Origin of the sequence: Bacillus solitudinis (assembly GCF_002797395.1) — a bacterium.
GTDB classification, from domain to species: Bacteria; Bacillota; Bacilli; order Bacillales; family Bacillaceae_D; genus Halalkalibacter_A; species Halalkalibacter_A solitudinis.
This window is the reverse complement of record NZ_KZ454943.1, coordinates 1389556-1402722: the sequence shown is the minus strand read 5'-3', so window position 1 is coordinate 1402722 and position 13167 is coordinate 1389556. Positions and strand designations below refer to the sequence as shown.

Below are 13167 nucleotides of genomic sequence, written 5' to 3'. Positions count from 1 at the left end.
CCAATTTGATGAACAAACTAACGATCCATGACCTTGAATTACAAGGAAAGAAAGTGTTCTGCCGTGTTGATTTTAACGTTCCGATGAAGGACGGAAACATTACGGATGATACTAGAATCCGTGCTGCCATCCCAACGATAAAATTATTAATCGAAAAGGGTGCACGTGTTATTCTTGCTAGCCATCTTGGACGTCCAAAGGGTGAAACGGTCGAAGAGCTTCGTCTAACACCGATTGTTGCACGCCTTAGTGAATTACTTGGCAAAGCTGTAAAAAAGGTTGATGAAGCACATGGTCCAGTTGCCCAAGAAGCAGCAAGTGGTTTGGCTGATGGCGAAGTATTACTGCTTGAAAACGTTCGTTTCTATGCGGGTGAAGAAAAGAACGATCCAGAACTTGCAAAAGCGTTCGCTGCGCTTGCTGATGTTTACGTAAACGACGCATTTGGCGCCGCTCATCGTGCACATGCTTCAACAGAAGGAATTGCACATCTTCTTCCAGCAGCAGCAGGTCTTTTAATGGAGAAAGAATTAGACGTTCTTGGTAAAGCTCTTTCAAATCCAGAACGACCATTTACGGCAATCATCGGTGGGGCAAAAGTAAAGGATAAGATCGGTGTTATTGATAACTTACTTGATAATGTTGATAACTTAATCATCGGTGGTGGATTAGCGTATACATTTGTCAAGGCGTTAGGTCATGAAGTTGGTCTTTCACTTCTAGAAGAAGATAAAATTGAGCTTGCTAAAACCTTTATGGAAAAAGCAAAGAAAAATGGTGTCAATTTCTATATGCCTCAAGATGTCATTATCTCTGATGATTTCTCAGAAGATGCTAATACTCAAGTGGTTAATATTGATTCAATTCCGTCTGATTGGGAAGCGCTTGATATCGGACCGAAGACACGTGATACATATCGTAAAGTGGTTGCTGAATCCAAGCTTGTTATATGGAACGGACCGATGGGCGTATTTGAATTAAACAAGTTTGCTGAAGGAACAAAAGCGGTAGCGAATGCTCTTGCAGAAAACAAAGATACGTACTCAGTTATCGGTGGTGGAGATTCAGCTGCAGCAGTTGAAAAGTTCGGTTTAGCGGAACAAATGAGCCACATCTCAACAGGCGGCGGTGCCTCACTTGAGTTCATGGAAGGCAAAGTCCTTCCAGGCGTGGACGCGTTAACAGACAAGTAACCAAAAAGGCGCATTTCCTTTTTGGTTACTTGGAACAATGAGTGAAGCCGCTGTAAGGTTTTAAGCAAGATGAGCGGGTTTCTCATCTTGCGCACAGCGAGTGGAACCATTTAAAAAGGAAGGCGCATTTCCTTTTTGGTTACTTGGAACAATGAGTGAAGCCGCTGTAAGGTTCTAAGCAAGATGAGCGGGTTACTCATCTTGCGCACAGCGAGCGGAACCATTTAAAAAGGAAAAAGGCGCATTTCCTTTTTGGTTACTTTTAGAAACATATTAACAGGGAGGATGATGAACATGAGAAAACCTATTATTGCAGGTAACTGGAAAATGAACAAAACACTAGGGGAAGCAAAGCAATTTGTTGAGGAAGTAAAGTCTCAAGTCCCAGCAAATAGTGAAGTTGATGCAGTTGTATGTTCGCCGGCATTATTTCTTGAAAGCTTAGTAAGCATTTCAAAGGGTACAGATTTAAAAGTAGGTGCTCAAAATGTACACTTTGAAGAAAACGGTGCGTTCACAGGTGAAATCAGCCCTGTTGCATTAGCTGATATGAATGTTGATTATGTAATTATTGGTCATTCAGAGCGTCGTGAACTATTTGCGGAAACGGATGAAACAGTTAATAAAAAAGTTCATGCTGCATTTAAGCACTCTCTTGTTCCAATTATGTGTTGCGGTGAAACAGACGCAGAACGTGAAGCAGGAAAAACGAATGAGATTGTAAAAGGACAAGTTGAAAAAGGTCTAGCTGGTTTAACAGCAGACCAAGTAAAGCAAACTGTGATTGCGTATGAGCCTATTTGGGCAATCGGTACGGGTAAATCATCTTCTGCTACTGATGCAAACGAAGTATGCGCATATATCCGTAAAGTGGTTGCTGAATCATTCTCTACGGATGCAGCTGAAGCGGTACGTATTCAGTATGGTGGTAGCGTGAAGCCTGCTAACATTGCAGAATATATGGCACAAACAGATATCGACGGGGCATTAGTAGGTGGTGCTAGTTTAGAAACTAGCTCATTCTTAGGTCTTTTGGAGGCAGGAAAATGAGTAAGAAACCAGTCGCGCTCATTATTTTAGACGGATTCGCGTTAAGGGATGAAGTCAAAGGGAATGCGGTTGTTCAGGCAAATAAGCCGAATTTTGACCGTTTTTGGAACCAATATCCGCATGCTAGTTTAGAAGCAGCGGGCGAAGCAGTAGGGTTACCTGTTGGTCAAATGGGGAACTCTGAAGTGGGGCACTTGAATATTGGTGCGGGTCGTGTTGTGTATCAAAGCTTAACACGTGTGAATCTTTCAATCCGTGAAGGTGATTTTTTCGAAAATGAAACATTTCACGCGGCAATGACCCATGTTAAAGAAAAGAAAAGTGCTTTACATGTTTATGGTCTTCTTTCTGATGGGGGAATTCATAGCCACATTCAACATCTTTTTGCTTTGCTAGAACTTGCTAAGCGTGAAGGAGTTGAGAAGGTCTATGTGCATGGTTTTCTTGATGGTCGTGACGTTGGGCCCACCTCAGCAGAAAGTTATATTAAGTTGCTTGAGGCGAAGCTTGAAGAGCTTGGTAACGCAAAGCTTGCTTCAGTCCATGGTCGCTATTATGCGATGGATCGAGATAAGCGTTGGGACCGTGTTGAAAAGTCTTACCGTGCGATGGTGTATGGCGATGGACCGATGTATACGTCTGCCCTTGAAGTATTGGAAGACAACTACAAAAACGGCATTCATGACGAGTTTGTGATTCCATCTGTTATCACAGAAAATCACAAGCCAGTGGGGACAATTAAAGATGATGACGCGGTGATTTTCTTTAACTTCCGTCCGGACCGTGCGATTCAAATGTCGCAAGTGTTTACCAATGAAGACTTCCGTGGGTTTGACCGTGGTGAAAGTCATCCAAGACGCCTTCATTATGTATGCTTAACGCATTTCAGTGAAACGGTCGATGGATTTGTTGCATTCAAACCAACAAATCTTGATAATACGCTAGGAGAAGTTCTTTCTCAGCAGAACTATAAGCAGCTTCGTATTGCGGAAACGGAAAAATATCCGCATGTGACGTTCTTCTTTAGTGGTGGCCGTGAAGAACCATTCCCTGGTGAGGAGCGAATTTTAATTGATTCACCAAAAGTGGCAACATATGACTTACAGCCTGAAATGAGTGCTTATGAAGTAACGGACGCGTTGCTCGCAGACATTGAAGCTGATAAGCATGATGCGATAATCCTTAATTTTGCTAATCCTGATATGGTTGGTCATTCAGGTATGCTTGAACCAACAATTAAGGCAATAGAAGTCGTAGATGAGTGTTTAGGAAAAGTGGTTGATGCGATTATCGCTAAAGGTGGAGCAGCTGTCATTACAGCTGACCATGGTAACGCGGATGAGGTTATCACGATGGAAGATCAACCGATGACGGCTCATACGACAAACCGAGTACCGGTGATTGTAACAACGGAGAATGCAACGCTTCGTCAAGATGGCATTTTAGCTGACCTTGCACCGACAGTTCTTTCTTTACTCGGTGGGAAGCAACCAGAGGAAATGACAGGTAAGACCTTAATTAAATCTTAATGATTTCTTAGTAGAAATTGGTTTATACTTAATAAGTGAAAAAATAAAAATTTTGAAGTGGAGTGACATAAAAATGACAATGATTACTGACATTTATGCACGCGAAGTTCTTGACTCTCGTGGAAATCCTACAGTTGAAGTAGAAGTTTATCTTGAGTCGGGTGCAATGGGTCGCGCATTAGTACCAAGTGGGGCTTCAACTGGTGAATATGAAGCAGTTGAATTACGTGATGGCGGCGAGCGCTACATGGGTAAAGGTGTTCTTAAAGCAGTTGAGAACGTAAATGAAATCATTGCTCCTGAACTAATTGGTTTCGATGCTCTTGACCAACTTGGAATTGACCAATTAATGATCGAGCTTGATGGTACAAGCAATAAAGGAAAGCTAGGCGCGAACGCAATTCTTGGTGTATCTATGGCTGTAGCACATTCGGCTGCTGACGCTCTTGGTATTCCTTTATATGTTTACCTTGGTGGTTTCAGTGCGAAGCAACTTCCAGTACCAATGATGAACATCATCAATGGTGGTGAGCATGCAGATAACAACGTAGATATTCAAGAATTCATGGTTATGCCAGTCGGTGCTGAAAACTTCCGCGAAGCTCTTCGTATGGGAGCAGAAATTTTCCATAACCTTAAATCAGTTCTTAAGTCAAAAGGTTACAATACTGCTGTAGGTGATGAGGGTGGTTTTGCTCCTAACCTTTCTTCAAATGAAGAAGCACTTACGACAATCATTGAAGCTATTGAAAAAGCTGGCTACAAGCCTGGGGAAGAAGTTATGCTTGCAATGGACGTAGCCGCTTCTGAAATCTACAATAAAGAAGATGGCAAATACCACTTATCTGGTGAAGGCAAGAGCCTTACTTCTGAAGAAATGGTTTCTTTCTACGAAGATCTTGTTTCTAAGTACCCAATCATCTCAATTGAAGATGGTTTAGACGAAAATGACTGGGATGGCTTTAAGCTATTAACTGAAAAGCTTGGCGGTAAAGTCCAGCTTGTTGGGGATGACTTGTTTGTAACAAATACAGAGAAGCTTTCCGAAGGTATTGAAAAAGGAATTGGTAACTCAATCCTTATTAAAGTTAACCAAATTGGTACATTAACTGAAACATTTGAAGCTATTGAGATGGCGAAGCGAGCGGGTTACACAGCTGTTATCTCTCACCGTTCTGGTGAAACAGAAGATGCAACAATCGCTGACATCGCAGTTGCAACAAATGCTGGTCAAATCAAAACAGGTGCTCCTTCACGTACAGATCGTGTTGCGAAGTACAACCAACTTCTTCGCATCGAAGACGAGCTAGCTAACGTTGCCCAATATGGTGGCCGTGCAGCATTTTATAACTTGAAGAAGTAATGAATGATTTAGAGTCTCACACTGTTGTGTGGGGCTCTTTTTAATGGAGCTGTTGAAATGGTGGAGTAGTTACTGAAAGAAAGAAGTAACCAACCTGCTTCATTCAGTTTAAAATTAACGATAAAAACCTTATTGCCCTAAAAAACAGATTTGTGGTAAAATGATAGTAGCGCATATTGTGCTTGGAGGTGTAGAAAAGTTGCAAACGTTAGCATTTGTCTTACTTATTATCGTTTCTATTGGTTTAATTGCAGTAGTTCTTTTGCAATCTGGTCGTAGTGCAGGATTATCTGGTGCGATTTCAGGTGGAGCGGAACAATTAATGGGAAAGCAAAAAGCACGAGGCATCGACGCTGTACTTGGTAAAGCGACCGTTGTACTTGCTGTCTTATTCTTCGTATTAACGATTACTGTCGCATACTTCATGTAACAACCAAGCAGTGGGTCTCTACCTACTGCTTTTTGATTTATAGGCGACAACTCGTTGGCGCCGACAGCCGACCGGAGAGAGGCTCAAGGTTTTGGTTTAAGGTTTTATAGGCGACAACTCGTTGGCGCCGACAGCCAAGCGCAGAGAGGCTAGAGGTTTGAAGGTTTTATAGGCGACAACTCGTTGGCGCCGGCAGCCGAATGAAAAAAGCTTCAATCATTGAAGGCTGTTTTCAGAAGATTTCGGGTACAATGTAGGAAGATAGGTTTTTAAAAAGGGTGAAGCGAGATGATCGGTTGTCTGTGTTTGCATGGATTTACAGGAGAACCTTGGGAGGTAGAGCCCGTTGCAACCTATTTTTTAAATCAAAAAAAGTGGCTCGTCTATACTCCGACATTACCAGGGCATGGCCCAGGTGGAAGCTTGAAGGATGTGACTTATCATCAATGGGTTCATGTTGCAGAAGTTGCGATGAAAGAATTGTTGAAACGTTGTGAAAAGGTATATGTAATAGGATTTTCGATGGGAGGTATGCTAGCGTGCTATATTGCGGCTAAGTACCCTGTCGAAAAGTTAGTTCTTCTTAGCGCAGCGGCTTATTATTTTAATCCAACTCAACTCTTACAAGAATTAAAGGATATCGTTAGGAAACGTTTCCGCAGAGAGCTGCAGCAAGATAAGGATTATCAAATGTATCGGAAAAAAATTATCGAAACACCGATGAAGGCTGTCTTTCAATTTATGCAAGCGGTGAGACGAATTAGACCGTGCGTGCGGCAAGTTTCGTCACCAACTCTCATTATACAAGGTGAGGTAGATGGAATTGTACCGAGAAAGAGTGCACAATACTTGTTTGAGACGATTGCCTCATCAAAAAAGAAGATGGTATTAATGAAACATTCACACCATATGATTTGCCACGGTTTCGAGAAGGAACAGCTGATTACGGAGATTGATGCCTTCTTAAGCTACGGAGTGGAAGAAAGGATAGAGAGATAATGAAATTGGTGGAACCTAAACCATTTACATTTGAAGGAGGCAAACGTGCGGTTCTTCTTCTTCATGGATTTACGGGAACGACAGCCGATGTTCGTATGATTGGTCGATTTTTACAAAAGCAAGGGTATACTTGTCATGCCCCACTTTATAAAGGCCACGGCGTTCCTCCTGAAAGGCTTGTACATACTGGACCAGAGGATTGGTGGAAGGACGTTGAGTCGGGTTATCAATTTTTAAAGGATCAAGGGCATGAAGAAATTGCAGTTTGCGGGTTATCGCTGGGAGGGGTATTCTCCTTAAAAATCGGTTACACTTTACCTATAAAGGGTATGGTTCCAATGTGCGCCCCGATGAGATCCAAAACAGAGGACGCGATGTACAAAGGTATTCTTGCGTATGCAAGGGAATATAAAAAGCGTGAGCAAAAATCAGCCGAACAAATTGAAGAAGAAATGAACGCATTCCAAGAGACGCCGATGGCAACACTTCAGGCGCTAGGACAACTAATTGAGGATGTGAAAGAACATTTAGACCATATTTATTCACCTGTCTTTATTGTCCAAGCTCGACATGACCAGATGATAGATGTTAACAGTGCAAGTACCATTCATGATCGCGTAGAGTCCGACGAGAAGACGTTAAAATGGTATGAGGAATCAACTCATGTCATTACATTAGATAAAGAAAAAGAACAGCTTCATGAGGACATTTATCAATTTTTAGAAACACTTGATTGGTCTGATAAATAGAGGCTGTTGAAACGAAAGGAGTCGATACCATGAATGAAAAACAAATTGAGCAGCTATTAACGTATTTTCGTAAGGAAGCGGACAAACCTCTTTCTGTCTCTGAAATAGAAGAAGCGTTTAAAGTTGATGGCAGTGATGAATTTAAAGAGCTTATCAAATCATTAAACGAATTAGAAAATAGAGGGCTAATTGTTCGAACAAGGAGTGATCGATACGGCGTTCCGGAGAAAATGAATTTAATTCGCGGTCGCGTTCAAGGACATGCAAAGGGATTCGCTTTTATCATTCCTGAGGATGAGGGTCAAAAGGATGTATATGTCTCCCATGCTGATTTGGAAAGTGCAATGAACCGAGATACAGTTCTCGTCCGCATTAACCAACAATCGTCGGGTTCTCGTCCTGAAGGTAAGGTCATTCGCATCATTGAGCGTGGGGTTCAAGAGGTCGTTGGGACGTATATTGACCAGGAATCTTATGGGTATGTTATGGCAGATGATAAACGAATCGCCAATGAAATATTTATTCCGAAAAACGCAGACCATGGTGTCGTGGATGGACATAAGGTTGTTGTAAAGATTGTAAAGTACCCTGAAGGACGAATGAGTGCTGAAGGGGAAATTATCAAAGTTCTAGGACACAAAAATGACCCAGGTATGGACATTTTATCGATTATTTATAAGCATGGTATACCATTGGCATTTCCTGATGAAGTCCTTGATCAAGCAAATTCCGTTGGTGACACCATCGACCCTAAAGAATTAGAAAACCGTCGTGATCTTCGTGATGAAACGATTGTTACAATTGATGGGGCAGATGCTAAGGATCTTGATGACGCGGTTCATGTAAAACGTCTAGATAATGGAAACTATCTTTTAGGGGTTCATATTGCGGATGTTAGTTATTATGTAACAGAGGGTTCTCCTATTGATAAGGAAGCTTCTGAACGAGCAACAAGTGTATATTTAGTGGATCGAGTCATTCCTATGATTCCTCATCGCTTATCTAACGGGATTTGTTCTTTAAATCCGAAAGTAGATCGCTTAACGCTTTCTTGTGAAATGGAAATTGATCCACAGGGACAAGTTGTTAACCATGATATTTTCCAAAGTGTGATTAAAACGACTGAGCGAATGACATATCACGATGTAAACAAAATCCTTGTTGATAAAGACGAAGAAGTACGTTCCTCTTATCAAGGTCTTCTTCCATTTTTTGAGCAGATGGAGGAATTAGCTGCAATTCTTCGTAAAAAGCGTTTTGACCGTGGAGCAATTGATTTTGATTTTAAAGAGGCAAAAGTTCTTGTGGATGAAGAAGGAAAGCCGACAGATGTGGTTTTACGTACTCGTTCTGTTGCTGAGAAACTAATTGAGGAATTTATGTTAGCAGCAAATGAAACAATTGCAGAACATTTCCATTGGTTGAAGCTTCCCTTTGTTTACCGAATCCATGAAGATCCGGATGCTGAGAAACTAACGAAGTTTCTTGAGTTTATTACAAACTTTGGTTATGTTGTGCGTGGAAGCGCGAATACTCTCCATCCTCGAGCGCTGCAGAAACTACTTGATGAAGTGCGCGGAGAGCCTGAAGAGACGGTCATCAGTACGGTAATGCTTCGTTCGATGAAGCAAGCAAAGTATGACACAAATAGCGTTGGTCACTTCGGTTTATCAACTGAGTTCTATACGCATTTTACATCACCAATCCGTCGTTATCCGGATTTACTCGTTCACCGTTTGATACGCACCTATCTAATTAAAGGGAATGTCGATGAGCAATCTCAAGAACATTGGCGTGAAAAGCTTCCAGGTTTAACGCAGCACTCTTCTGAGATGGAGCGTCGTGCTGTCGAGGCAGAGCGGGATACTGATAGTGTAAAGAAAGCTCAGTATATGGAAGATAAAATTGGTGAAACCTTTGCGGGTATGATTAGCGGTGTCACTAACTTTGGTCTCTTTGTTGAACTTGAGAACACAATTGAAGGACTCGTTCATGTTAGTTATTTAACCGATGATTATTACCATTATGATGAAAAGCAGTACGCGATGATCGGTGAACGAACAGGACATGTGTTCCGAATCGGTGATGAAATAGAGGTACGTGTTGTTAGTGTGAACGTCGAAGAATCTTCAATTGATTTCGAGATTGTCGGGATGAAAGCACGTCAACCAAGAGAACGTAAAAGCCGTCCGACTGTGATTGCAGGTGGAAAACGAAAACCAAGAACAGGCGCACCTGCGGCGGCTGGTAGAACTGCTGGTCAAGACGAAAAAGGACCAAGCAAAGGACGCCACAAAAAAAAGAAAAAACCATTTTACGAAAACGCCCCAAGCGCAAAACGGAAAAAGGGACGTAAAAAGAAGAAATAACTTAAACGACTGCCGGGGGCAGTCGTTTTTTATAGGTGACAACTCGTTGGCACCGGCAGCCGAGCAGAGGGAGGCTAGGTTTAAGGTTTAAGGTTTAAGATTTAAGATTTAAGGTCTAAGGTTTATAGGCGACAACTCGTTGGCGTCGGCAGAGACCTTCAAAGATATAAACAGTATAAAAAATCATGTCAGGATAGTTGACACCAATTAACAAGAGCTTCCCCCCTTTTGGTATTCTAAAAAAGATTCAGGTTTTAAAGAGACAGATTCCCTTACCTAAATCTATATTACAAATACTACTTTGGGGTGGAAGATATGGTAAACGATAGTAGGGTAAGTAAACGAATTTTGATATTAACAACAATTGCAATGGCTGTTGCGTTTACAGCTTGGACTTCGTTGTCTCCATTAATTAATCATTACGAGGCGATGTATAATCTTACGTCGACTCAGAAAAGTGTTCTTGTAGCACTTCCTGTATTACTAGGTTCAATTTTACGAATTCCTATAGGGATTTTGACGGATCGCTTTGGGGGACGAAGAGTGTTTAGTGTGTTATTACTTGTATCCATAATCCCTCTTGTCGGAATTAGTTTTGCAAACTCATATGAGTCTCTGCTTCTATGGGCTTTGTTACTCGGGATCCCTGGTACCTCATTTGCGGTTTCAGTTACTTTTGTTTCGAAATGGACGGTAAAGGAGAAGCAAGGAACAGCGCTTGGGATTAATGCGACAGGAAATATTGGTACGGCTGTTGCTGGATTCTTACTGCCGACGCTTGCTGTATTATTAAGCATTCAAACAACGTTTCTTGTTCTAATTGTGCCTCTGCTACTTATGGCGATTTTAATTTGGTTTTTCACACCAGATTCGCGTGAGCCAGGTGAAAAAAAGAGTTTATTCTCAGCATTGTCCATTCTTAAGTTCAAGAATAGTTGGATACTCTCTCTCTTTTACTTTGTCACATTCGGTTCGTTTGTCGCTTTTGGAATTTATTTACCTACTCTATTAATGGATTTATTTGATTTAAGTGCAGTTGACGCGGGGTTTAGAAGTGCTGGATTCGTTGTATTAGCAACGCTAATCCGACCACTTGGCGGTTATTTAGGTGACAAGATCGGTGCGGGCAAAGTGCTAACATATGTATTTATTGTTATTGCTTTTGGTGGTTTTACCATCGGCTTTGGTATGCACAGTATGCTCATCATGACCGTCGCTTGTTTGTCTGTGGCACTAGCATCGGGAATTGGAAACGGTGCGGTTTTCAAGTTTGTACCACAATTATTTCCTGTGAATACAGGTGCTGTAACAGGTGTTGTGGGGGCAGCTGGAGGGCTTGGCGGATTCTTTCCACCGATTTTTTTGGGAATGATTAAGGATGTAGCAGGTACGTACATGCTAGGCTTTTTGCTTCTATCCTTGCTTGCTGTAGTCTGTTTATTTGTTAATAGACGCCAATTCGATCAGCCGGATCCAGTCAGAGTGAGAAGACGTCAACTTGATCTAAATTGACGCTCTGCTTCTTTATTTGCTATGATGAGTGAATGAGAACAATACAAGAGGGTGTTGGACATGGCTGGAACAGGTAAAGTAATTGCTCAGAATAAAAAAGCAGGACATGACTTTTTTATAGAAGAAACGTACGAAGCAGGTATGGTGTTAACAGGTACTGAAATCAAATCGATGCGACTAGGGAGAATGAATTTAAAAGATTCATTTGCAAGAATATCGAATGGTGAAATGTATCTTCATAATGCTCATATTAGTGAATATGACCAAGGGAATCGCTACAATCACGAGCCAACTCGTGCAAGAAAGCTGCTCATGCATAAAAAGCAAATCAACCAATTAATTGGGCAGACGCAACAGCAAGGCTATACGCTTGTTCCGTTAAAGGTTTATATTAAGAATGGATTTGCAAAGGTCCTAATTGGACTCGGGAAAGGGAAAAGAACCTTTGATAAACGAGAAACCTTAAAGCGTAAGGATGCAAAACGTGATATTGACCGTGCATTGAGAGAACGCCAAAAAGGCTAAATCAACCAGTTGCATCTGTTACCCAGTATGCTATAATAAGAAGTCCAGAGCGAAATAAATCTGGTTCTTCACTTTAACAAGGAGAGACTGCTGTGCAGCTTTTTCTTTGTAAATACGGGGACGTTTTGGATTCGACAGGGATAGGTCGTGCTTACGTCGCGAGTCGAGGGGGTCGGCCTCGTTAAAACGCCAACGCCTATAACTGGCAAAACTAACAATTCTTTCGCAGTAGCAGCTTAATAGCGCTTTGCGGTTCCACCCTCCATCGCCCATGTGGTAGGGACTGGGACTCACTCTAAGTGGGCTACGCCGGTTACTCTCCGTCTGAGGGTGAAGGAAGAGACTAATCAGACTAGCCTCATCGAAGCCTGTCGCTGGGCTGATGTGATGGCGAAATGCTAATACAGTGACTACACTCGTAGAAGCGTAAGTGTCGTTGTTTCTGGACGTGGGTTCGATTCCCACCGTCTCCACCATACATACTGTTTGGTGGTAGATAGATTTGTGTGTGACTTCAACCATATATTTTCGTAAAACGAAAGCTTATGCTTGAAACTTACTTTGATTTAGTATTTAAAATAACTTAGAACTTAATTATTGAAATGGAGTAATGCACACAAGTTATTGTGTGCATTTTTATTTTGCTTATTTTATATCTTTCTTAAGAGTAATAACCTTAGTACACTAATTAGAAAGCATTTTATTTAATATGAGAAAAGTGATTTGGAATTTTTCACTTCTTTCTTACGAACCTATAATTAAATAAATCGTTCATATTACTAAATTATCATTACTTTTCATCCTGATATTAAGTTAAAGGTGGATAATTGTTAAAGACGAAAAACGAAAGATTAACAGATTATTTACTGAACAGTAGACCCATACTGCGCAACAAACAAGCTAGATCATTGAGTTAAAGTTCATGTGATTTTTTGGTATTTCATTTTAAGTTGTTTGAGATTAATCGGAGTAAACCGTATCATAAATAGAGGAAAAAAATTATGTAAATAAGGTGGGGTTTTGTAGTCGAAAGAGGTGGTGTGTGAATAAGTAGCTTATTGTCCGTTTCACGATACATCATGTTGATAAGAATAAATGTCTTAGAGATGTTGATCTCTGTAAAACCAAAGTCGAGTTTGATTTATCAATCTTTCGGGAACCACCGTCGGATTGTTTGATTGTTATCTTATTTATTAAAAGCTGAAAGAGTTGCTCTTTCTTTATATTAAAAATAAAGCACGTCAAAACGGCGTGCTTCATCTTTGCAACTTACATTGCCTCAATGCTTCTTTCAATATGGTTGATTTCTTCATCCGGTAAACCATTTTTTTACAATTGTTTATCGACTTCATGAACGGAAACAGACCAGGCAATACCTGAAATCTAGTAATAAATTTTTTATAAAATAAGGTGGATGTTTAAATAAAAGAGAGATATTTTATATTTTA

General features: G+C 41.0%; 10 protein-coding genes and 1 other RNA gene. All 11 read left to right on the top strand.

Annotated features, from left to right (window positions below):
* Positions 1–8: 8 nt before the first annotated feature.
* The 11 genes from CEF19_RS06830 to ssrA all read left to right on the top strand — a co-directional run bounded on the left by CEF19_RS06830 (position 9) and on the right by ssrA (position 12195).
* Positions 9–1193, top strand: a complete 1185-nt coding sequence (locus CEF19_RS06830) for a phosphoglycerate kinase (protein ID WP_100405399.1) — start codon at positions 9–11, stop codon at positions 1191–1193.
* Between the two features lie 294 nt (positions 1194–1487).
* A complete protein-coding gene (gene tpiA, locus CEF19_RS06825) occupies positions 1488–2243 on the top strand; it encodes a triose-phosphate isomerase (RefSeq protein ID WP_100405398.1) in 756 nt (251 codons plus the stop codon).
* A complete protein-coding gene (gene gpmI, locus CEF19_RS06820) occupies positions 2240–3772 on the top strand; it encodes a 2,3-bisphosphoglycerate-independent phosphoglycerate mutase (RefSeq protein WP_100405397.1) in 1533 nt (510 codons plus the stop codon). The genes tpiA and gpmI overlap by 4 nt, the downstream gene beginning before the upstream one ends.
* A gap of 73 nt (positions 3773–3845) precedes the next feature.
* A complete protein-coding gene (eno, locus tag CEF19_RS06815; RefSeq protein ID WP_100405396.1) occupies positions 3846–5135 on the top strand; it encodes a phosphopyruvate hydratase in 1290 nt (429 codons plus the stop codon).
* 199 nt (positions 5136–5334) lie between these two features.
* Entirely contained in the window at positions 5335–5565 is a 231-nt protein-coding gene (secG, locus tag CEF19_RS06810) for a preprotein translocase subunit SecG (RefSeq protein ID WP_100405395.1), read from the top strand.
* 288 nt (positions 5566–5853) lie between these two features.
* Positions 5854–6564: an alpha/beta hydrolase gene (locus CEF19_RS06805; RefSeq protein WP_100405394.1), complete on the top strand. Its 711-nt coding sequence runs from the start codon at positions 5854–5856 to the stop codon at positions 6562–6564.
* Entirely contained in the window at positions 6564–7313 is a 750-nt protein-coding gene (locus CEF19_RS06800; RefSeq protein ID WP_100405393.1) for an alpha/beta hydrolase, read from the top strand. The genes CEF19_RS06805 and CEF19_RS06800 overlap by 1 nt, the downstream gene beginning before the upstream one ends.
* A 29-nt stretch (positions 7314–7342) precedes the next feature.
* Positions 7343–9682, top strand: a complete 2340-nt coding sequence (gene rnr, locus CEF19_RS06795) for a ribonuclease R (protein ID WP_100405392.1) — start codon at positions 7343–7345, stop codon at positions 9680–9682.
* 315 nt (positions 9683–9997) lie between these two features.
* Complete coding sequence (locus tag CEF19_RS06790; protein WP_100405391.1) at positions 9998–11194, top strand: MFS transporter; 1197 nt, start codon at positions 9998–10000, stop codon at positions 11192–11194.
* A 60-nt stretch (positions 11195–11254) separates the two neighbouring features.
* A complete protein-coding gene (smpB, locus tag CEF19_RS06785) occupies positions 11255–11719 on the top strand; it encodes an SsrA-binding protein SmpB (protein ID WP_100405390.1) in 465 nt (154 codons plus the stop codon).
* Between the two features lie 116 nt (positions 11720–11835).
* Positions 11836–12195: a transfer-messenger RNA gene (gene ssrA / locus CEF19_RS06780) on the top strand.
* Positions 12196–13167 lie beyond the last annotated feature (972 nt).

Excerpts from the sequence above, each read along its gene's own strand:
- CEF19_RS06830 (WP_100405399.1), top strand. The coding sequence starts at position 9 with ATGAACAAACTAACGATCCATGACCTTGAATTACAAGGAAAGAAAGTG.
- tpiA (WP_100405398.1), top strand. The coding sequence starts at position 1,488 with ATGAGAAAACCTATTATTGCAGGTAACTGGAAAATGAACAAAACACTA.
- gpmI (WP_100405397.1), top strand. The coding sequence starts at position 2,240 with ATGAGTAAGAAACCAGTCGCGCTCATTATTTTAGACGGATTCGCGTTA.
- eno (WP_100405396.1), top strand. The coding sequence starts at position 3,846 with ATGACAATGATTACTGACATTTATGCACGCGAAGTTCTTGACTCTCGT.
- CEF19_RS06805 (WP_100405394.1), top strand. The coding sequence starts at position 5,854 with ATGATCGGTTGTCTGTGTTTGCATGGATTTACAGGAGAACCTTGGGAG.
- CEF19_RS06800 (WP_100405393.1), top strand. The coding sequence starts at position 6,564 with ATGAAATTGGTGGAACCTAAACCATTTACATTTGAAGGAGGCAAACGT.
- rnr (WP_100405392.1), top strand. The coding sequence starts at position 7,343 with ATGAATGAAAAACAAATTGAGCAGCTATTAACGTATTTTCGTAAGGAA.
- CEF19_RS06790 (WP_100405391.1), top strand. The coding sequence starts at position 9,998 with ATGGTAAACGATAGTAGGGTAAGTAAACGAATTTTGATATTAACAACA.
- smpB (WP_100405390.1), top strand. The coding sequence starts at position 11,255 with ATGGCTGGAACAGGTAAAGTAATTGCTCAGAATAAAAAAGCAGGACAT.